Source organism: Rhizobium sp. YTUHZ045 (assembly GCF_051124255.1).
GTDB lineage: Bacteria > Pseudomonadota > Alphaproteobacteria > Rhizobiales > Rhizobiaceae > Rhizobium.
In genome coordinates, this window is the sequence record NZ_CP101432.1 from 3828610 (window position 1) to 3849417 (window position 20808).

General features: G+C 61.1%; 20 protein-coding genes, 1 pseudogene and 1 riboswitch. Of the genes and pseudogenes, 8 read left to right on the top strand and 13 right to left on the bottom strand.

Going from position 1 to position 20808, the window contains the following annotated elements:
* Positions 1-6: 6 nt before the first annotated feature.
* Positions 7-444, bottom strand: a complete 438-nt coding sequence (locus NMA58_RS18830) for an Lrp/AsnC family transcriptional regulator (RefSeq protein WP_176536244.1) — start codon at positions 442-444, stop codon at positions 7-9.
* Between the two features lie 122 nt (positions 445-566).
* On the opposite strand from NMA58_RS18830, the gene rocF reads away from it, so the two are divergent.
* The 3 genes from rocF (at position 567) to NMA58_RS18845 (ending at position 3396) form a co-directional block, all read left to right on the top strand.
* Positions 567-1502 carry an arginase gene (gene rocF / locus NMA58_RS18835; RefSeq protein WP_064811477.1) on the top strand — a complete coding sequence of 312 codons (936 nt, stop codon included), beginning with the start codon at positions 567-569 and terminating at the stop codon, positions 1500-1502.
* A 21-nt stretch (positions 1503-1523) separates the two neighbouring features.
* Entirely contained in the window at positions 1524-2723 is a 1200-nt protein-coding gene (rocD, locus tag NMA58_RS18840) for an ornithine--oxo-acid transaminase (protein WP_434711581.1), read from the top strand.
* A 196-nt stretch (positions 2724-2919) separates the two neighbouring features.
* Positions 2920-3396, top strand: coding sequence for a chemotaxis protein CheW (locus NMA58_RS18845; RefSeq protein ID WP_430959652.1), 477 nt, complete (start codon positions 2920-2922; stop codon positions 3394-3396).
* A gap of 249 nt (positions 3397-3645) precedes the next feature.
* On the opposite strand, the gene NMA58_RS18850 is transcribed toward NMA58_RS18845, so the two are convergent.
* From NMA58_RS18850 to soxR, 9 genes are all read right to left on the bottom strand, one after another.
* Entirely contained in the window at positions 3646-3891 is a 246-nt protein-coding gene (locus tag NMA58_RS18850; RefSeq protein WP_430959651.1) for a formate dehydrogenase subunit delta, read from the bottom strand.
* Positions 3881-4705, bottom strand: a complete 825-nt coding sequence (gene fdhD / locus NMA58_RS18855; protein ID WP_085779674.1) for a formate dehydrogenase accessory sulfurtransferase FdhD — start codon at positions 4703-4705, stop codon at positions 3881-3883. Before fdhD ends, NMA58_RS18850 begins: the two co-directional genes overlap by 11 nt.
* Before the next feature lie 73 nt (positions 4706-4778).
* Positions 4779-7658: a formate dehydrogenase subunit alpha gene (fdhF, locus tag NMA58_RS18860; RefSeq protein WP_434711582.1), complete on the bottom strand. Its 2880-nt coding sequence runs from the start codon at positions 7656-7658 to the stop codon at positions 4779-4781.
* A gap of 204 nt (positions 7659-7862) precedes the next feature.
* A complete protein-coding gene (locus NMA58_RS18865; protein ID WP_434711583.1) occupies positions 7863-9419 on the bottom strand; it encodes a formate dehydrogenase beta subunit in 1557 nt (518 codons plus the stop codon).
* Positions 9416-9895, bottom strand: a complete 480-nt coding sequence (locus tag NMA58_RS18870; RefSeq protein ID WP_183705099.1) for a formate dehydrogenase subunit gamma — start codon at positions 9893-9895, stop codon at positions 9416-9418. Before NMA58_RS18870 ends, NMA58_RS18865 begins: the two co-directional genes overlap by 4 nt.
* 134 nt (positions 9896-10029) lie before the next feature.
* Entirely contained in the window at positions 10030-10923 is an 894-nt protein-coding gene (locus tag NMA58_RS18875) for a LysR family transcriptional regulator (RefSeq protein ID WP_085779679.1), read from the bottom strand.
* Between the two features lie 77 nt (positions 10924-11000).
* A complete protein-coding gene (locus NMA58_RS18880; protein ID WP_085779680.1) occupies positions 11001-11342 on the bottom strand; it encodes an ArsR/SmtB family transcription factor in 342 nt (113 codons plus the stop codon).
* 103 nt (positions 11343-11445) lie between these two features.
* The gene (locus NMA58_RS18885) at positions 11446-12216 is read right to left on the bottom strand and encodes an SDR family NAD(P)-dependent oxidoreductase (protein ID WP_097598320.1); all 771 of its coding nucleotides are present in this window, start codon (positions 12214-12216) and stop codon (positions 11446-11448) included.
* A 124-nt stretch (positions 12217-12340) separates the two neighbouring features.
* Complete coding sequence (gene soxR, locus NMA58_RS18890) at positions 12341-12811, bottom strand: redox-sensitive transcriptional activator SoxR (RefSeq protein ID WP_434711584.1); 471 nt, start codon at positions 12809-12811, stop codon at positions 12341-12343.
* Between the two features lie 332 nt (positions 12812-13143).
* Positions 13144-13257: riboswitch (TPP riboswitch) on the top strand.
* Positions 13258-13405: 148 nt separating this feature from the next.
* Here soxR and NMA58_RS18895 point away from each other — a divergent pair.
* The 5 genes and pseudogenes from NMA58_RS18895 (at position 13406) to NMA58_RS18915 (ending at position 18310) form a co-directional block, all read left to right on the top strand.
* The gene (locus NMA58_RS18895) at positions 13406-14212 is read left to right on the top strand and encodes an ABC transporter permease (protein ID WP_097598145.1); all 807 of its coding nucleotides are present in this window, start codon (positions 13406-13408) and stop codon (positions 14210-14212) included.
* On the top strand, positions 14209-15021 hold the full coding sequence (locus tag NMA58_RS18900) for an ABC transporter ATP-binding protein (RefSeq protein ID WP_434711585.1): 813 nt from the start codon (positions 14209-14211) through the stop codon (positions 15019-15021). Before NMA58_RS18895 ends, NMA58_RS18900 begins: the two co-directional genes overlap by 4 nt.
* Positions 15022-15085: 64 nt before the next feature.
* Positions 15086-16096, top strand: coding sequence for an ABC transporter substrate-binding protein (locus NMA58_RS18905; RefSeq protein ID WP_434711586.1), 1011 nt, complete (start codon positions 15086-15088; stop codon positions 16094-16096).
* 89 nt (positions 16097-16185) lie between these two features.
* Positions 16186-17405 (top strand): annotated as a pseudogene (locus NMA58_RS18910) (acyltransferase family protein).
* 167 nt (positions 17406-17572) lie between these two features.
* The gene (locus tag NMA58_RS18915; protein WP_085779685.1) at positions 17573-18310 is read left to right on the top strand and encodes a sugar transferase; all 738 of its coding nucleotides are present in this window, start codon (positions 17573-17575) and stop codon (positions 18308-18310) included.
* Between the two features lie 402 nt (positions 18311-18712).
* On the opposite strand, the gene NMA58_RS18920 is transcribed toward NMA58_RS18915, so the two are convergent.
* Genes NMA58_RS18920 through atpD form a run of 3 tightly spaced genes read right to left on the bottom strand, consistent with a single transcriptional unit; the run spans position 18713 to position 20786 of the window.
* Positions 18713-19120, bottom strand: a complete 408-nt coding sequence (locus NMA58_RS18920; protein ID WP_085779686.1) for a F0F1 ATP synthase subunit epsilon — start codon at positions 19118-19120, stop codon at positions 18713-18715.
* Positions 19120-19359, bottom strand: coding sequence for a hypothetical protein (locus NMA58_RS18925; protein ID WP_097598149.1), 240 nt, complete (start codon positions 19357-19359; stop codon positions 19120-19122). Before NMA58_RS18925 ends, NMA58_RS18920 begins: the two co-directional genes overlap by 1 nt.
* Complete coding sequence (atpD, locus tag NMA58_RS18930) at positions 19359-20786, bottom strand: F0F1 ATP synthase subunit beta (protein ID WP_183705101.1); 1428 nt, start codon at positions 20784-20786, stop codon at positions 19359-19361. The genes NMA58_RS18925 and atpD overlap by 1 nt, the downstream gene beginning before the upstream one ends.
* Positions 20787-20808: the final 22 nt, after the last annotated feature.

Genomic DNA, 20808 nt, shown 5'->3' on the forward strand with positions numbered 1-20808 from the left:
AGCAGCTTAGAAACCCGTCTTGCTCGTTTTAAGAAGAATGTTGGTCTCGGTCGAATTGATGCCGTTGATCAGTCTGATTCGGCGCAGCGTCTCGTCAAAGGCGGCAAGATCGCGGTCCTCCAGCTCGGCGACGAAATCCCATTTGCCGTTGGTGCTGTGAAGCGCCCGCACCTGCGGCAAGCCCCTGAGCTGATCGGCCACCCTGTCGGCGAGCTTGCCGAGCACCTCGATCATGACGATCGCGCGCACGCCGGCGGATCGCGTCTCGTGACTGGTGCGGATGGTGAAGCCGACGATGGTGCCGCTGGCGACCAGCCGGTCGATACGGGCGGCGACCGTTGCCCGCGATGCACCGGTCATTGCCGCGAGGGAGGAGACGGACATGCGAGCATTGTGGCGAAGCGCACTCAGAAGTTCGGTATCGAGATCGTCCACGTCGAACACTTTGTCAAAATAGCTTTATCAATCTGCGCAATCATAATCCATTTCCGGCACTTTTCCATCTTTTTGCCGCCAGCCCTTTATCCCACTATCGGCCGAAAACAGGCCTCAAACGGAGCCCTCGAATGAATGCGCAATCGCGATCTGTCACCCTCATCGGCGCACCCTTGGAAGAAGGTTCGGGTCGCAGAGGCGCCGCCATGGGCCCCGCGGCGCTGCGGATCGCCGGCGTCGACCAGACCCTGATTGATCTCGGCCACGACGTCGCCGATATCGGCGATCTCTCTATCGTGCCGGCGATGGATCTGCCGAATCATCCGAAAGCCCATAATCTGAGGATCGTCGGTGCCTTCACCCGCGCATTGGAAAGCAGCGTCTATGACGTCGCCGCCGCTGGCCGCTTTCCGCTGATTCTCGGCGGCGACCACAGCCTGTCGATGGGCAGCGTCTCCGGCATGGCGCGTTATGCCGCCAGCAAGGAGCGCCCGCTCTTCGTGCTCTGGCTCGATGCCCATGCCGATTTCAACTCTCCGGCAACGTCACCCTCCGGCAATATTCACGGCATGCCTGTTGCCTTCTTCTGCGGCGAGGCGGAGTTCGCCGAAATCCTCCCGAAGGACCGGCCCTTCGTCGACCCGAAGAATGTCTTCCAGGTCGGTATCCGTTCGGTCGATGCGCGCGAGCGCGAGGAAATCCATGAACACGGCGTCAACGTCTTCGACATGCGGGCGATCGACGAGCAGGGCATCGGCGCCATCATGCGCGAGATTCTCGCTGTTGTCGCCAAGGCCAACGGCCTGCTGCATGTCAGCCTCGATCTCGACTTCCTCGATCCCGACATCGCGCCCGGAGTCGGCACGACGGTGCCTGGCGGTGCGACCTTCCGCGAAGCGCATCTTGTCATGGAAATGCTTTCCGACAGCGGCCTCGTCTCGTCGCTCGATCTCGTCGAGCTCAATCCGTTCCTCGATGATCGCGGCAAGAGCGCCCGTATACTGGTGGAACTGACGGCAAGCCTCTTCGGCCGCCGCATCTTCGATCGTCCGACACGCGCCGCATAGACAAGCTGAGGGAGAAGCGCCATGAACACTTCGGAAAAACTGATCGCAACGGAACAGCGGCTCGGCGCCCACAACTATAAGCCGCTCGACGTGGTGCTGACGCGTGGCGAAGGCGTGTATGTCTGGGATACCGTCGGCAATCGTTATCTCGATTGCCTCTCGGCCTATTCTGCCGTCAATCAGGGCCATTGCCACCCGAAGATCCTCGCCGCCATGGTGGAACAGGCGGGCAGGCTGACGCTCACATCCCGCGCCTTCCGCAACGATCAGCTCGCCCATCTCTACGAGGAGCTTGCGGCGCTGACGGGCTCGCACAAGATCCTGCCGATGAATTCCGGCGCTGAAGCGGTGGAGACCGCCATCAAGGCGGTGCGCAAATGGGGTTACGAGGTCAAGGGCGTTCCTGAAGGCAAGGCGGAAATCATTGTCTGCGCCGACAATTTCCATGGCCGCACGCTGAGCATCATCAGTTTCTCCACAGATCCCGACGCCCGCACCAGCTTCGGCCCCTACACGCCGGGCTTCCGCATCATTCCCTTCGGCGACGCCGAGGCATTCGAGGCCGCGATCAACGGCAATACCGTGGCAGCCCTGATCGAGCCGATCCAGGGCGAAGCCGGCGTCATCATCCCGCCGGCCGGTTATTTCACCCGCATCCGCGAGCTCTGCACTGATAACAACGTCACTCTGATCCTCGATGAGATCCAGACCGGCCTCGGCCGTACCGGCAAGCTGCTGGCGGAGGAGCACGAAGGCATAGAGGCCGATGTGACGCTGATCGGCAAGGCGCTTTCCGGCGGCTTCTATCCCGTATCCGCCGTCCTTTCCAATTCCGAGGTGCTGGGCGTGCTGAAGCCTGGCCAGCACGGCTCGACCTTCGGCGGCAATCCGCTCGCCTGCGCGGTGGCGCGCACGGCCCTCAAGGTGCTCGTGGAGGAAGGCATGATCGAGAACGCCGCCGCCATGGGCGATTATTTCCTCGAAGGCTTGAGATCGATCCGCTCGAACATCGTCAGGGACGTGCGTGGCCGCGGCCTGATGATGGCGATAGAGCTGGAGCCCGAAGCCGGCGGCGCGCGGCAATATTGCCATGCTCTGAAGGAGCGCGGCCTTCTCGCCAAGGATACCCACGACCACACGATTCGCCTCGCTCCGCCACTTGTCATAACGAGGGAACAGGTCGATTGGGCCGTCTCGCAGATCGAAAAGACGATCAGCTGAAGTAGATCGGGGCGGAAAAGCTTCGCACTCCCGCTCCCGATTTAGATTTGGGCAACACTCTTCCGTTAATGTGGTCGCTAACCGTAACGATGCTCTGAGTGCAGAGCCATCGCGTGGTGTGAAGGCAAAGCTCGTCGGCGCCAATGGTGGCGCACCCGCTTCTGCTTTGGCTTACGACAGTTGGGAAGAATTTCTAATGGCCACGATCAATTCCACTAACTTCAGCGGCGATACGCTCGAGATCATTGCCTTCCGCCTGCATGATCAGGAATTTTGCGTCAAGACCACTACCATTCGCGAAATCCGCGGCTGGGCGCCTTCGACGCCGATCCCGCATTCGCCGGCCGACGTCATCGGCGTCATGAACCTGCGCGGTTCGGTCATCCCGATCATCGATCTCGCCTATAAGCTCGGCATGAAGAGTACGGTTGCCAACGAACGCAGCGCCATCGTGGTCGCCGAAGTTCATAGCATGGTCATCGGCATGCTCGTGGACCGCGTCTCGGATATTCTCACCATCTCATCCAGCCAGGTCCAGCCGGTGCCCGAGGTGACCGCCTCCTTCGATCGCGCTTTCTGCGAAGGCATCATCGCTTCGGAAAACGGCATGATCTGCTTCCTGAACCTCGCCAAGATGTTCAAGGAAAATGAGACGGATGAACTGGCTGCCTGACCTGCCGGAACAATTGGATATCGGAAAACCGCCGCTTTCGGCGGTTTTTTATTGCCGCCGACTTTCTTGCAGCGCCGCGACCTCGCCCTCCCTCAGAACCACTTGTCCGGAAGCGGCCTGACCAGCGCGTTGGCGATGAGACCGGGCGCCGGCACGACGGCAAGGATATACATGGTGCCGGTATAGAGGGCAGTGGCGCGTGCGCAGGCAGTTTGCTGCTGTCTCCCCTCCGGCAGACACCACTTTGAATTACCGGACCCGGTTTGCCTCCGCCTCCGGCTTGCGGATCAGTGGAGCGGCCTGAAGCACGAGAGCATCCAGGCCATTCTCCTCTTTCTCGAGAATTTCAAACAATTGCCGCCGCATGCGCGGCTCCCAGAATTTGTTGATGTGCGTGGCGACGCCTTGCGCGGCCTCGTCTTGCGGCTGGCTTTTGAAAAAGGTGGCGATCTGATTTGCCATATAGACAAGCTTGGCTTTGGTATCATGCGACATCGGCGATGCTTCCGGGCGAGATGCGGTGCGGGTGTGTGAATATCTCGAAATCTTCGCCGCGCACCAGCGCGACGAGCGTCATGCCGGCCGCTTCGGCCGTGCGGATGGCAAGGGCCGTCGGCGCTGAAATGGCAATGAGCGCTGGGCTGCCGAGGATCGCCGCCTTTTGCACCATTTCCACCGACAGCCGGCTGGTGACGACGACAGCGCCGTTTCCGCCGCTTTCGCCGGCGCGGATGACGGCGCCGCAGAGTTTGTCCAGCGCGTTATGGCGGCCGACATCTTCGCGAACCGCGATCAGCCCGCGGCCGGGAAGGTAGAATCCAGCGCCATGGACGGCCCGCGTCTCCTGATGCAGCGGCTGCGCATCGTTCAGAAGCGAAACGGCCTGAACGATATCCGCATGAGACAGCGTCAACGGCGATGCCGAGACATCGGGCACCGGCCGCACCGCCTGTTCGATCGATTCGATGCCGCAGAGCCCACAGCCGACTGGTCCGGCCATGCTGCGGCGGCGCGCCCGCAGCCGATCGGCGACGTCGTCGGTAAGGCTGACCTGCACGTCGATGCCCTGCCCCCCCTCGACGATCTCGACGGCGGATATCTCCGCCGGCTTGGCGATAATCCCTTCCGTCAGGCTGAAGCCGACGGCGAAATCCTCAAGATCCGCCGGTGTCGCCATCATCACCGCATGCGAACTGCCGCCATAGGAAAAGGCGATCGGCACTTCCTCGGGCACGATGCGCGAACCGCTGTGCATGACGCCGTTGCGGCGGGCGGTTTCGGGAGCACGGGCGGTGGTGGCGAAAGTCATCACAGACGCCTCCTCTTCTCCCCGAGGAAAGATGGGAGGATCTCGCCGACAACGCCAAATCGCCCCGGCATCGTCACTCCGCCGCTTCAAGCTTGCCGGCGATGCGGCGCGATTGCCGTGCCTGCTCGTCATATTCGAGCTGCCACTCGCTCGGCCCGTTCGACGGAGAGACCTGCACCGCCGTCACCTTATATTCCGGGCAGTTGGTCGCCCAATCGGAAAAGTCGGTGGTGATGACGTTGGCCTGCGTATTGGGATGATGGAAGGTCGTATAGACGACACCGGGCGCGACACGATCGGTGATCAACGCCCGGAGCGTAGTGTCGCCGGAGCGGCTGGCGAGCTTCACCCAGTCGCCATCGCGGACGCCGCGCTGTTCGGCATCGTGCGGGTGGATCTCCAGCCGGTCTTCCGCGTGCCAGACGACGTTCTCGGTCCGGCGTGTCTGCGCTCCGACATTATACTGGCTGAGGATGCGGCCGGTGGTGAGCAGCAGCGGGAAGCGCGGGCCGGTGCGCTCGTCGGTCGCCACATATTCGGTGCGGATGAACTTGCCCTTGCCGCGGACGAAACCGTTGACATGCATGATCGGCGAGCCGAGCGGGTTCTTCTCGTTGCAAGGCCACTGCACCGAGCCCATCTTGTCGAGGTAATCGTAGGACACAAGCGCGAAACTCGGCGTCGTCGCGGCAATCTCGTCCATGATCTCGGACGGATGGGCATAATTCCAGTCGAGCCCCATGGTCTGGGCAAGCTTCTGCGTCACCTCCCAATCGCCATAACCGTTGCGCGGCGTCATTACCTTGCGCACGCGGTTGATGCGTCGCTCGGCATTGGTGAATGTGCCGTCCTTCTCGAGGAAGGTCGAACCGGGCAGGAAGACATGGGCGTAGTTGGCGGTTTCGTTGAGGAACAGGTCCTGCACGACGACGCATTCCATTGCCGCAAGGCCTGCCGCGACATGTTTCGTGTCGGGATCGGATTGGAGAATGTCCTCGCCCTGGACGTAAAGGCCTTTGAAGGAGCCGTCGACCGCCGCATCGAGCATGTTCGGAATGCGCAGGCCCGGTTCGTCGCTGAGCTTCACACCCCAGAGCTTTTCGAAGATGTCGCGCGTGGCATCGTCGGAAATATGCCGGTAGCCGGGCAGCTCGTGCGGGAAGGAACCCATATCGCAGGAGCCCTGCACATTGTTCTGGCCGCGCAGCGGGTTCACGCCGACGCCGGGACGGCCAATATTGCCGGTCGCCATCGCCAGATTGGCGATCGCAATGACCGTCGTCGAACCCTGGCTGTGTTCGGTGACGCCGAGGCCGTAATAGATCGCACCGTTGCCGCCCTTGGCATAGAGCCTTGCCGCACCGCGCAGATCCGCCGCCGGCACCCCGGTGAAAACCTCCGTCGCTTCGGGACTATGCTGCGGTTCGGCGACGAAGGCCGCCCAGTCCTCGAATTCCGACCAGTCGCAGCGCTGGCGGATGAATGCCTCGTCGTAGAGCCCTTCGGTGACGATCACATGCGCCAGCGCCGTCATGACCGCGACATTGGTGCCCGGCTTCAGCGGCAGGTGGTAGGAAGCCTCGACATGCGGCGATCGGACGATATCGGTGCGGCGCGGATCGATGACGATGAGCTTCGCCCCCTGGCGCAGCCGCTTCTTCAGCCGCGAGCCGAACACCGGATGGCCATCCGTTGGATTGGCGCCGATGATGACGACGACATCGGAATGTTCGACGCTGTCGAAATTCTGCGTTCCGGCCGAAGTCCCGAATGTCTGGCCGAGACCGTAGCCGGTCGGCGAATGGCAGACGCGGGCGCATGTATCGACATTGTTGTTGCCGAAACCGGCGCGGACCAGCTTCTGCACCAGATAGGTTTCCTCATTGGTGCAGCGTGAGGAGGTGATGCCGCCGATCGCGTCGCGCCCATATTGATACTGAATGCGTCGGAACTCCGACGCCACATGCGCGAAGGCCTCGTCCCAGCTCACCTCCCGCCAGGGATCGCTGACCTTTTCGCGGATCATCGGATTGAGGATGCGGTCCTTGTGTGTGGAATAACCGTAGGCGAAGCGGCCCTTGACGCAGGAATGGCCGCGATTGGCCTGTCCCTCCTTCCACGGCACCATGCGCACCAGTTCCTCCCCGCGCATCTCCGCCTTGAAGGAGCAGCCGACACCGCAATAGGCGCAGGTTGTGACGGCCGAATGCTCCGGCTGGCCGATCTCGATCACCGATTTCTCCGTCAGCGTCGCCGTCGGACAGGCCTGGACGCAGGCGCCGCAGGAAACACATTCGGAATCCATGAAATTCTCATGCATGCCGGGTGACACGCGGGAGCCAAAACCACGCCCTTCGATCGTCAGCGCGAAGGTGCCCTGCACTTCCTCGCAGGCGCGCACGCAAAGCGAACAGACAATGCATTTGGAGGGATCATAGGTGAAATATGGATTGGACTCGTCCTTCGGCATCCATTTCAGATTGATGTCGCCGTTGCTGCGCGCCTTGACGTGATTGTCGCCCTCATAGCCGTAGCGTACGTCACGGAGGCCGACAGCACCGGCCATATCCTGCAGTTGGCAATCGCCATTGGCAGCGCAGGTGAGACAGTCGAGCGGATGATCGGAAATATAAAGCTCCATGACACCGCGGCGGATATCCTTCAATCGTCCCGTCTGCGTGTGCACCACCATGTTTGCCGCCACCGGTGTCGTGCAGGAGGCCGGCGTGCCGGCGCGGCCCTCGATCTCGACAAGACAGAGCCGGCAGGAGCCGAAGGCATCGACCATGTCGGTGGCGCAGAGCTTCGGCACCTTGATGCCGGCTTCCATTGAGGCGCGCATGATGGAGGTGCCCTCCGGCACGCTGATCTGCTGCCCGTCGATGGTGAGCGTCACCATGGTTTCGGATTTCGAAGCGGGAGTGCCGTAGTCGATTTCATGGATGAGAGACATGGATTGCACCTCCGCTAGATTTCTGTATCGGCCGCGTAGGGGGGGCATGCCCCTCATCCGCCTGCCGGCACCTTCTCCCCGTAAACGGGGCGAAGGGGACGTGCAGCAACCCCTCCGTTCCCCACCACGTCTCGCAGGGCACGTCCCCTCTCCCCGCACGCGGGGAGAGGGTTAGGGTGAGGGGCAAGGTTGGGGAGAAGCCGGTCATTCCGCAGCCTCCACGACCGGTGCCGGCGCAAAATCTTCCGGGAAATGCGTCATGGCGCTCATCACGGGATAGGGCGTGAAGCCGCCAAGCGCACAGAGCGACCCGAATTTCATGGTATTGCAGAGATCGCCAAGCAGTACCCGGTTCTTCTCCGGCTCGATGCCGCCTGCGATCTTGTCGACCGTCTCGACGCCGCGCGTCGAACCGATGCGGCAGGGCGTGCACTTGCCGCAGCTTTCGACGGCACAGAATTCCATGGCGAAACGCGCCTGCTTCAGCATGTCGGCCGTGTCGTCGAAGACGACGATGCCGGCGTGGCCGATCAGCCCGTCCTTGGCGGCGAAGGCCTCGTAGTCGAAAGGCGTATCGAACAGCGCCCGCGGGAAATAGGCGCCGAGCGGCCCGCCGACCTGAACCGCCTTGACCGGCCGGCCGGTCCTCGTTCCGCCGCCGATCCTGTCGACGATATCGCCGAGCGAAAGACCGAAAGCCGTCTCATAAAGCCCGCCATATCTGACATTGCCGGCGATCTGCAGCGGAATGGTGCCGCGCGAGCGGCCCATGCCGAAATCGCGGTAGAAGGCGGCGCCCTTCTCCATGATCACAGGCACCGAGGCCAGTGAAATCACATTGTTGATGACGGTCGGACAGTCGAACAGGCCCTTATGCGCCGGCAGCGGCGGCTTGGCGCGCACGATGCCGCGCTTGCCTTCGAGACTGTTCAAGAGAGCCGTTTCTTCACCGCAGACATAGGCGCCGGCGCCGGTGCGCACCTCGATATCGAAGGCGCGGCCCGAGCCAAGCACTGACGGCCCGAGAATGCCGGCCTGCCGGGCAATGCCGATGGCCTCGCTCATCACGGCGATCGCATGCGGATATTCCGAACGGGTGTAGACGAACCCCTTCGTGGCGCCGGTCGCAAGCCCCGCAATCGCCATGCCCTCGATCAAGACGAAGGGATCGCCCTCCATGATCATCCTGTCGGCAAAGGTGCCGCTATCGCCCTCATCGGCGTTGCAGACGATATATTTGCGTTCGCCGCTGGCATCGAGAACGGTCTTCCACTTGATGCCCGTGGGAAAACCGGCACCGCCGCGTCCGCGCAGGCCGGAATCGGTGACTTCCTTGACGATTTCGGCAGGCGTCATCGAAACGGCGCGGCGAAGGCCGGCAAGACCACCATGCGCCTCATAATCGCCGGGCGAAAGCGGGTCGGTGATGCCACAGCGGGCAAAGGTCAGGCGGGTCTGCTCCTTCAGGAACGGGAGGTCTTCAACCTCCCCGAGACAGAGTGGGTGGCCGCGGCCGTTCATCATTCCCGCGTCGAACAGAGCAGGCACATCCTTTGCCTTCACCGGCCCGTAGCCGATGCGCTTGCCGGCGGCCTCGACCTCGACCAGCGGTTCCAGCCAGAACATTCCGCGCGAGCCGTTGCGCACGATCTCTGCATCGAAGCCGCGGGCGGCGATTTCCTGGGCAATCGCCTTTGCCACCTTTTCGGCCCCCAGCGCCAGCGCAGCGGCATCGCGCGGAACATAAATCTTGACTGTCATCGACGTGCCTCCGCAACGAGTTCCGCCGCCATCTGATCGTCTACGCGGCCATAAACCTCGCCGTCGAGCATCGCCGACGGGGCGCAGGCACAAAGGCCGAGACAATAGACCGGCTCCAGCGTCACGGCGCCGTCGAGCGTCGTCTGATGAAAATCGATCCCGAGCAGCGCCTTGACGCGATCAGCCAACGCGTCGCCGCCCGTCGACTGGCAGGCCTCGGCGCGACAGAGCTTCAGCACATGGCGGCCAGCGGGATGGTCGCGATAATCGTGGTAGAATGTCATCACCCCGTGCACTTCGGCGCGCGAGAGGTTCAGTTCCTCCGCAATCACAGGCAGGGCTTCCTGCGGCACATAACCGAATTCTCGCTGAACCTCGTGCAGAATGGGAAGCAGCGGTCCTTCAAGGAAGCGAAGGTCGGCGACGATGGTCCGCGTACGCGCTGCGATATCGCCTTCGGCGATATGAATGGTCATCAGGCAGCCCTCCCGGCGGCTCGCTCGTTTCGGGATGGCAGGCCTCCCCAGCCGAGCGCCATCATGCAGACAACATCTCAGGGAAGCCGACGACGATCAATAAAGCTATCTCGTGGATTGATAGGTTTTTTCTATCAGAGCTCCTCGTCCCGCACGAGCACTCTCGCTTCGTGCAGCAGGGCCGAAACGAGCGGGGTGAAGGGCTCCCGATAGGGTGCGACGAGGCCAACCAGATGGTGGGCTTCCGGTTCGACAATCGGAATCATCCGGATCTCCACCGGAAAACCAAATGATTTCGCCACGTTGCGCGGCATGATGCTCGCCCAGCGTCCGGTTCTGACATGCGAGAACAGCACGATCATCGAATTGGATTCGAGCGTCGGATGCACAGTGGCGCCGGCTTCCGTCAGATGCCGGTTGATGATGCGGCGGTTCTGCATGTCGGCGGTCAATAGACAAAGCCGAAGATCGCCGACCTCCTTCCAGGTCACATTGTCGCGATCGGATAGCGGGCTGCCTGCAGCCGTGATCAGATGATAGCGCTCGGCATAGAGCGGAACACTGGTGACCCGGCCGAGCGGCTCGTTTTCGAGATAGGTGATGCCGGCGTCGATTTCGAGATTTTCGAGCATGCTCAGCACCTGCAGCGAGTTCCGCGAGACGATCGAGAAGGTCACTCCCGGATGTCGTTCCTGAAAGGGCGTGGTGATGCGCGAAAGCATGGCGAGCGCCGTCGGAATGGCGGCAAGGCGAATATGGCCGGAAAGTCCGCGGCGGGCCGCGCGCATCTCCTCGCGCATGGTGCGGGCATCGCCGACGATGCGCCGGGCCCATTCCAGGACGCGCTGGCCCTCCGGCGTCAGCCCCTGAAAGCGCGAGCCGCGCTGCACCAGCATGACACCAAGCTGATCCTCGAGCTGCCGGATCGCGGCTGAAAGCGTCGGCTGGGACACCCCGCACTCCTCCGCGGCGCGGCCGAAATGCTTTTCGTTGGCAAGGGCGATGAAAAATTCCAGCTTGTCGATCATCCGGTCTCCCGATCCGGCGCGAAATCATCCGGATCAGCTATCTTCGACGCAGCAACCGTGCTCCGCAAGGGCGGGTACTAATTGTTTTCAGCAGCCGGAAAAAGATCGAAGAGCGATTCAAGGAAGGCAAGCACGTTTGTATTGCCGATACGGTAATAGACCAGCCTGCCCTGACGGCGCGTATTGACGAGACCTTCGAGCCTCAAACGCGCGAGCTGCTGCGAGACCATTGCCTGCTGAATGCCGAGGATGTTTTCGATTTCACTCACCGTCCGCTCCTCGGTCGCGAGTATGCAAAGAATCAGAAGTCGAGTCTGGTGCGCCAGCGCCTTCAGCAGATCGCTCGCCTCACGAGCGTTTCCAGCGAGTTTGTGCAGTTCCTGACCGGACATTCCCGGCTCGGGCTTGGGCAATGGCATTCGACATCTCGGAAGGGAAGCAAAAAGGCAGATCAGCACGATAGCATATTCGCACACACGAATTTGCCAAAAGTGAAGAAATGTCAAAAAAGGTCTAACTAAATCAGCAGATAAGCTGGCCGCCATTGATCTCGAGGACCTGGCCGGTAATGTATCCGGAGAGCGAGGGCGCCGCCAGAAACAGATAGGCGGGAGCGCAATCCTCCGCTGTGCCCAGCCGCTGCAAGGGAATAGACTTTCTCGTCTGCTCCAGCTTTTCGCGGGAGGAATAGCGCTCGTGGAAATCCGTCTCGATCGTTCCGGGCGAGACACAATTGACGCGGATGCCATCCGGCGCGAGCTCGCGGGCAAGCGCCTTGGAATAGGTTGAAACGAAGGCTTTCGAGGCAGAATAAATCGAAGAACCGGGACTGCCGCCGGTCAGCGCGGAAATTGAAACGGTGTTGACGATGGCAGCGCCTTCCGCCGCCTTCAATGCCGGCAGCAACGCACGCGTCAGCGCCACCACCGACGTCTGATTCAAACGCACAATCGCCTCATAATCTGCGTCAGTCAGTGTGGCAGCTGGAAAACGGCCGAGCATAGTGCCGGCGTTGTTGACGAGCACATGCACCTTGTCGAAAAAGGTAAGCGCATTTTCGGCAAATTGCGCAGCGCCGCCAGCGGCAGTGAAATCGGCGTGCAGCAACAGCGCCCGTCTTTCGGATTCAGCCGTCAGCAGAAAATCCGGCAGATCGCGCCCCGGTTTGCGTCCAGTATGGACGATCACCTTCGCGCCGCAGTCCAGGAACTGCCGGGCCACTTCGAGACCGATGCCCCGCCCGGCGCCGGTTACGATGACATTGCGATTCTCGAATAGTCTCGGATGGAACACGAAGCCGTCCTCCTCGCGGACAATGCCGCCTGTTGCGCCATTCGCCCTTAACATATGAGCGCGCCGGCCGAAAGAAAGGCAGGCATCATCTTTCCGCCAGAGGCTGGCGCTCTTCCCTGAAAGTTCATACTTCGATTTCGGTCTCCAGCAGCCGTGCGCCTGGCCCTTCCTCGCCGAGCTGATCGAAGGGATTGCGCAACGGACAGCTTTCGATCGACAGGCAACCGCAGCCGATGCAGCCGGTCAGACGGTCTCGCAGCAGGCTCAGCCGTCTGATTCGCGTGTCGAGTTCATCCTTCCAGCGCACCGACAGCGTCTGCCAGTCGGCAATCGTCGGCGTGCGCCCCTGCGGCAGGGAGGCAAATGCCGTCTGGATTTCCGAAAGCGGAATGCCGACACGTTGCGCCACCTTGATGATGCCGAGCCGGCGAAGGACATCGCGTCCGTAGCGCCGCTGGTTGCCGCGCGTGCGGATACTCGAGATCAGCCCCTTGGCCTCATAGAAATGTAGCGCCGAGACGGCAAGACCACTGCGTTGCGCCACTTCGCCGACCGTCAGAAGCCTGCCGAGCGGCGTTGCAGAAATCCTATTCATGGCCTATTGACCTCAATATTAGTTGAGGTTTTATAACCGCTGCTTCCCCGGCCGTAAAGCACGAGGCGCAGGAAGGAGCGTCAGTGAGATCATCCGGTCGATACAAGCTGAAATGATGGCGTCGGCGCTTGCCCGGCCCGCACCAATCGCCCCTGCCGATATTGCCGCCTGAAAGACAAGCGCTCGGGTTCCGTTCCCGGCAGGTACGGAACCTCGGAAAACACCCGGACAGGACCTCCGTCCGGGTGTTTTTTTATCTGCGCCCCATCCGACCGGGCGCACGGGTTTGCAATTTTGCGGTTGCGGCAAGAAAACCCCGATGATAGTTTTCGCCGAAATAACAGGGGAGCTCCGTGTCGCCGGGGCTGAGATGTGAGGCGCAAGCCTCCGGACCCTTCTAAGCTGATCTGGGTAATGCCAGCGGAGCGAGGTCCAAATGTATTCCGGCGCGCAAGTGTCACTCTACCGGACGTCCGGCAATTCCGTCGGCATCCCTATCGATGCCCTCAAGGCAACCGCCCCAAATCGCATCGAGACCGATGCCCTCGACAGGTTTGCGCGAACGGCCCGGCGAAAGCCTGAAATCGAACGCCGATGACATCGCCACGACCATCGGATTCGCGCCTTGCGACGCTCTATCTCGCCGTGTACCGGGCAATGCCCGCCTTGCTCGCAGGCTTTGCTTTTCTGGCGGCATGGGAACTCTATGTCGATCTTTCCGGTATCAAACCGTCCATTCTGCCGGCACCTTCGCGTATCCTTGTCCAGGGCTGGCTGAACCGAGAGGCGCTGATATCAAACACCTGGCCGACGCTCGGAGCGACACTCGGTGGTTTCGCCCTGTCGCTCGCCTTCGCCTTCGCCTCTTCGATCCTGATGGATTTCATGCCATTCATGCGCCGGGCAATGCTGCCGATCTTCATCGCCAGCCAGACTTTGCCGCTGGTGGCGATCGCGCCTCTCGTCGTCCTCTGGTTCGGTTTCGGCCTTTTGCCGAAGATATTGCTGGTGGCGCTCGTCACCTTCTTTCCGCTGCTTGTTGCCCTGCTTCAGGGCTATGAGGCGACCGATCGCGACATTGCCGAGCTCTTGAATTCGATGAAAGCGAGCCGCTGGCGCATTTTCCGCCTGGCGCGGCTTCCCTCGTCGCTGCCCTATTTCTTCGCCGGCCTTCGAATCTCGATCACCTATGCCGTCGTCGGCGCGATCTTTGCCGAATATGCCGGCGCTGCAAGCGGCCTCGGCATCTATATCCTCAACGCCAAGAACAATTTCCGTCCCGATCTCGTGCTCGCCGCCGTGATCGTCAGCGCTCTGTTGACGCTCTGCCTCTTCGCGCTGACGCTGGTTATCCAGCGTTTCGTCATGCCCTGGCAGCCATCCCAGGAGCGGCGCCGATGACCGGTCAGATGCTTGAGCTGCGCAACATCTCGAAGTCCTTCGACGGCATGAAAGTTCTAGACGACATTTCGCTCGCCGTCGCAGACGGCGAGTTCGTCTCGATCGTCGGCCCATCCGGCTCCGGAAAATCGACCGTGCTGAGACTGCTGACACAGGCGCTGCGACCCGATTCCGGCGCCATGCTTTTCAACGAAGCAGCGCTGGAACAGACGCCGCATTCCTTTGCCTTCATGCCACAACGCGATGCGCTGATGCCCTGGCGCCGGATCATCGATAATGCCGCGCTCGGTCTGGAAGTGAAGGGCATGGCTCGCCGGGCTGCACGCGCCGCTGTCGCGCCCCTCTTCGAGCGGTTCGGCCTTGCCGGCTTCGAGCATCACTACCCCGCCTCTCTTTCCGGCGGCATGCGCCAACGTGCTGCGCTGCTGCGCACCGTCATCCAGGAGCAGGACATGCTGCTGCTCGACGAGCCCTTCGGCGCGCTCGATGCGCTGACCCGCACGCAGATCCAGGAGTGGCTGCAAGGCATGTGGACCGAACATCGCTGGACGGCGCTGCTGATCACCCACGATGTTCGCGAGGCCGTTTTTCTCTCCGACCGGATCTACGTGCTGTCTGCCCGTCCGGCGCGTGTCATCCGCGAATTCCGCGTTCCCCTGCCCCGCCCGAGAAGCATTGCCGATGTCGGTTCGCCGGCGGCCCAGGCGATCGAGACCGAAATCCTGCAAACCCTGCTTCATCCGCTAGAACAGGGTGGTTTTAGGCCGGTCGGCCCAAAATCTGAATCCTGTTCCAATTTAAAGAGTTAGAGTCTGATGTCGTTCGAAAACCGTGCTTTTCGGCGTCATGCTCTAAAGACCTGAGGAGGTCACCATGCCGCTTCTCACCCGCCGCCAGACGATGCTCGCCGCCATCGCGACAAGCCTCGCCGGCCGCGTCGCCTTCGCTCAATCGGCGCCCGCAAAGGTTCGTATCGCGCTCGACTGGACGCCCAACACCAATCACATCGGCATCTACGTCGCCAAGGCGAAGGGCTTCTACACGGCCGCCGGCCTCGATGTCGAAATTCTACCCTTTACCGACACGAGTGCCGGCACGCTGGTATCAAACGGGGTCGCCGATTTCGGCATCAGTAGCGAGATCGAGGCCCTGACGCAGCGTGCTGGCGGCGGTGACGTGAAGATGGTCTACGGCGTCGTCCAGACGGAAACCGCACGCCTGATCTTCAAGGGCGGGCGGGACGACATCAAGAGCCCTAGAGATCTCGATGGCAAGACCTATGGAGGCTTCGGCGGCACTTGGGAAAGCGCGCTGGTCTCGGCGATGATCCGCAATGACGGCGGCAAGGGCGACGTCAAGACCGTCACCCTCGGCACCTCCGCCTATGAGGCGCTGGACAATGGCTCGATTGACTTCACGCTGGAGATCTACACCTGGGAGGGCATCGCCGCTGAGCTGGAAAATCGGCAGATCAGCCGCTTCCACTATTCCGATTACGGCATTCCCGACGAGCAGACGACAGTCATCGTTTCCAGTGACGCCTATCTCTCTGCCAGTCGAGAACACGCGCGCGCCTTCATCCAGGCCACGCGTCAAGGCTATGTCTACTCCATCGATCATCCCGACGAAGCCTGCGACCTGCTGATATCAGGAAGTAACGGTGCGCTGATGAACACGGATCTGGTGAGAGCATCTCAGAAGGCGTTGATCGAAGGCCATTTCCTGAGATCCGAGGCCGGCGTGATCGGCACGCTTGATCCGGCAAAGGCTGATGCCATTGGCGCTTTCCTGGTCGAGAACGGCATTCTCGTCGATGCGAATGGCGTCGTGATCAAGGAGAAGCCGGACTTTTCCACCTATTACACCAACGAACTCCTCGGCTGAGCTCGCCCGGGGCCTTGCCGAGGCGGTCTTCCCAGGCAATGCTTTGCGCCTGGGCGGTTTGAGCCGAATCGGGCAGGGCGGGGAACGACATGCGAGCACAGGACAGACTGGCCGGAGCCGACTTTCTGCGCGCAATGGCCTGCTTGTTGGTGCTCGCGCATCATCTCGCGCTCCGGCTGGATATGCGCAGAATACCGGATGAATTGGCGGCGACGGCAAACGTCCTCCGCTTCGGCAATTTCGGCGTCGCCATCTTCTTCGTGCTCAGCGGCTTTCTGCTTGCTCGCCCCTTCTGGCACGCTCTCGACGCCGGCGGCGCCATGCCCAGCCTTGGGCACTACGCCATCCGCAGGTTGGCGCGCATCGCTCCGGGCTTCTGGGTCGCCACCAGCGTCAGCTTCGTCCTTAGCCTGACGCTGCTTGCCGTGCCGCTGACGCCAGAACTCGTCGTCCGCTACGTCTCGGGACTGTTGTTCATGAGCCAGTGGCATTGGCGCACGTTTTTTCCCGTCGAAGCCGATGGGCCGCTCTGGTCCATTCCCTTCGAGGTCACCAGCTATGTGCTCCTCCCGGTCGGCTTTCTCCTTCTGTTTCGCCTGCCGCTGCTACGGCAACGTCCGTTCTTCGCCCGCGCCGCCTGGCTCTGCGTCATTGCCGTCGTCCTTCTTGCTCATCTGATGATCCTGAGGCTCTTTGCGCTCGACGATATCGGGCGCGGCTGGGCATATGGCCTTCAGGGTGGAGCGAAGGAATGGATGCCCAACTATAATCCGATCGGCTTCTTTGCTGTCTTCGCGCTCGGCGCGCTTGCCGCCGGCATCGAAGTGATGTTGCCCGCAAGACGATCTCCCTGGTTCGACGCCGCGGCACTCCTCGCCGTCGCGGTTGCCGCTTACCGCCTCCTCATATCCCCAGGCGGCTCGGCCGAAGGTTACGGTTGGCTTGACATCCCCTATGGATTTCCGGTCTTCCCACTGGCCGTCGCAACAGCGCTCGTTTCACTCAACCATTCGCAGCGTCTGGTCAGGCTGCTTGATAACGCCCCCGTCCGCTACATCGCCAAGATCTCCTTCGGCATTTACATCTGGCAGGAGATCATCCTGACATTAATCCAGAGACTGGACCCCGGCTCGTTCGGCGCCTCCTCCGAGAATGTGGTCACCGGCTGGCTGCAATCCTGCACACTGACAGCGGCGCTCGTTTTTCTGGTGGCAAGCCTCAGTTATTATCTGTTGGAACGACCAGTAATCGATTTTGGCAATCGCCTGACATCGCGCCGCCTGATCGGGCTACTCCTTTAGAAGTATAATTTCGAACGCCGCTCAACTAGAGGCATTAAGGTTAACGCGAAATACTCCCATTTTTGGCGTCTTTATGCTTACCGATTTCTTATTTATAACGATGACAAACCATACGTAAGCATGTATCTGTCTCCCCGCTGTTCAGTATCGCATCTAAACTTCTGGGCATTGAGTAATGTATGCTTTTACTTCGAAGATAAGTTCACGCTTCGATTCGTCTCAGCGTCAGAACAAAATCCGGACTCTGGTTGTAGCGAACTCCAACATTCGCCAACCGGACAGCTTTTCCGGTGTCGAAGGGAGGGCGGCTCTGCGATTGGCCGTAAAGCGGCTGATTGATATCGTCATCTCGGCCAGCGCTCTGCTCGTACTGGCGCCGCTTTTCCTGGCAATCGCTCTTTTCATCAAGCTCGACGATGGAGGCCCCGTATTCTTCCGCCAGATCCGTTGGGGCCTGAACGGGCGGAAGATCACCGTCTTCAAGTTCCGCTCGATGCACATCGAAGCTTGCGATCCCAGCGGCATTCAGCAGACCGTCAAGGGCGACAGCCGGGTGACCGGCTTCGGCGCTATGCTCCGCAGGACCAACATTGACGAGCTGCCGCAGCTTCTGAACGTCCTCAGGGGCGACATGTCCCTGGTCGGGCCGCGCTGCCATGCCATCAACATGCGCGCAGCCGGCCGGCTCTACGAAGAATTGGTGCCGAACTACCACCATCGTCACGTCATGCGCCCCGGCATCACCGGCCTCGCGCAGACACGCGGCTGGCGCGGGCCGACCGCACGGCCGCTGCAAGCCCGGGCCCGGATCGCCTGCGATATCTATTATGTCAGGCATTTCAGTCTGCTGCTCGACCTGAAAATCCTGTTCAAGACGCTGGTCATCGAGCTGCGCGGCGGCACCGGCTTCTAGGGCAATTCCAGGAAAAGTATGGAACGGTTTTCCGTTCGGAATCGCGTAAAACGAAATCTTAGGGCGATTCTGCGCTTCGGTGAAAACCTGAACCGGTCTCGAACCCTCCTGGTTGGTCCATAGCGTCGCGCGCGCAAAAGTGCGACACTGCGAAAAGGACATCAGCCAAACGAAGCGCTAAAGCGCGAGAAGCAAGTCAGCAACGCGAGTATCAAGGGCCGTAGCGCCTTTGCGCGCCCTGAAGACGCGCGGCGCTGCAAATGTGGCCTCTCGGTCATGAGCCGGACAAAAGCGGTTTTGAACGCCCGCTCTTTTTCAAATCTTTGATGAGGCGCTTCGAGGTCGCTCGCAGAAACAAAAAAGCGGCCTCGCGGGCCGCCTTTCATCGAAGCTGTCGATTGGTCAATCCTGCTGGACGATGCCGCTAAGATGCGTCAGTTCCATGATGAAATGCTCGAGCTTCGACTTGTGCTCGTGCAACTCGGCATGTTCAAGTTCCTTGCGGGCTGCCTCGATGCGACGGGTCAGTTCGTCCTTATGGAGTTCCTCGACTGGAACGGCGGACTCTGCCAGCAACGTGCAGCCGGTCGGCAGAATGTCGGCAAAGCCGCCGAACACGACATAGTCCTGCTTCTTCCCAGAAGCTGAACGCACGCTCACGACACCCGGCTTGACCGTCGTCATCGTCGGCGCATGGTGCGCCATCACGGTCATCTCGCCCTCAGTCGCGGGAATGACGACCTCGGTCACCATCTCCGACAGCAGCAGACGCTCCGGCGAAACGAGCTCAAAGTTGAAATTGTCAGCCATCAGTGACTTACCTTCTCGGCTATGGCTTTTGCATCTTGCAATTTGGTCCCGCAGAACGGGCAGTGCAGTATCGCCTGGTCGAGATATCCGAGACCTTCTTCGGTCTGAACCAGTCCCACGACCATCATGATCACGCCGTTATCGGCACGGTAGATGGTCGGCGCGGCTGGCTCTGGGAGTTCCGCTACGACCCCCTTCAGGGAGTCGCAGCAGAATATCTCGTCCTTAGCGTCGCTCATCAAGCAGCAGCGAGCTTCTTGGCCTTTTCGATGGCTTCATCGATCGAACCGACCATGTAGAAGGCAGCTTCCGGCAGGTTGTCGTATTCACCGTTGACGAGGCCCTTGAAGCCCTTGATCGTGTCTTCCAGAGCAACCAGCTTGCCCGGCGAGCCGGTGAAGACTTCGGCGACGAAGAAGGGCTGCGACAGGAAGCGCTCGATCTTGCGGGCGCGGGCGACGGCCAGCTTGTCTTCTTCAGACAGTTCGTCCATGCCGAGGATGGCGATGATGTCCTGCAGGGCCTTGTAGCGCTGCAGCGTAGACTGAACCTTACGAGCGACCTCGTAGTGCTCTTCGCCGACGACCATCGGGTCGAGCATGCGCGAGGTGGAGTCGAGCGGGTCGACGGCCGGGTAGATACCCTTTTCAGCGATCGAGCGCGACAGAACGGTCGTTGCGTCCAAGTGGGCGAACGAGGTTGCCGGTGCCGGGTCGGTCAAGTCGTCGGCCGGAACGTAAATGGCCTGAACCGAGGTGATCGAGCCGGTCGTCGTCGTGGTGATGCGTTCCTGCATCGAGCCCATGTCGGTTGCGAGCGTCGGCTGATAACCCACGGCCGAAGGAATACGGCCGAGCAGAGCCGACACTTCCGAGCCTGCCTGCGTGAAGCGGAAGATGTTGTCGACGAAGAACAGAACGTCCTGGCCCTGGTCGCGGAAGTGTTCTGCAACCGTCAAACCCGTCAGAGCGACGCGAGCGCGGGCGCCCGGCGGTTCGTTCATCTGACCGTAAACGAGCGCAGCCTTGGAGCCTTCGCCACCACCATGCTTGTTGACGCCCGATTCGATCATTTCATGGTAGAGGTCGTTGCCTTCGCGGGTACGCTCACCAACGCCTGCGAAGACCGAGTAACCACCGTGCGCCTTGGCGACGTTGTTGATCAGCTCCATGATGAGAACGGTCTTGCCGACGCCGGCGCCGCCGAACAGGCCGATCTTGCCGCCCTTTGCGTAAGGAGCGAGAAGGTCGACGACCTTGATGCCGGTGACGAGGATCTGCGCTTCCGTGGACTGCTCGACGTAAGCCGGAGCGTCCTGGTGGATGGCGCGCCTGTGAGCGGTGGTCAGCGGGCCTGCTTCATCGACCGGCTCGCCGATGACGTTCATGATACGGCCGAGCGTTTCGTCGCCGACGGGAACCGAGATCGGAGCGCCGGTATCGATGACCTGCTGGCCGCGAACGAGGCCTTCGCTCGAGTCCATCGCGATGGTGCGGACTTCGTTTTCGCCCAGATGCTGAGCGACTTCGAGAACCAGGCGGACGCCGTTGTTGTCGGTTTCAAGCGCGTTCAAAATCGCCGGCAGTTCGCCTTCGAAAGCAACGTCGACGACGGCGCCGATAACCTGGGTGACTTTGCCGACAGAGCGGGTAGCTGCCTCAGCCATATTCTTACCCTCTTTCCCTAAC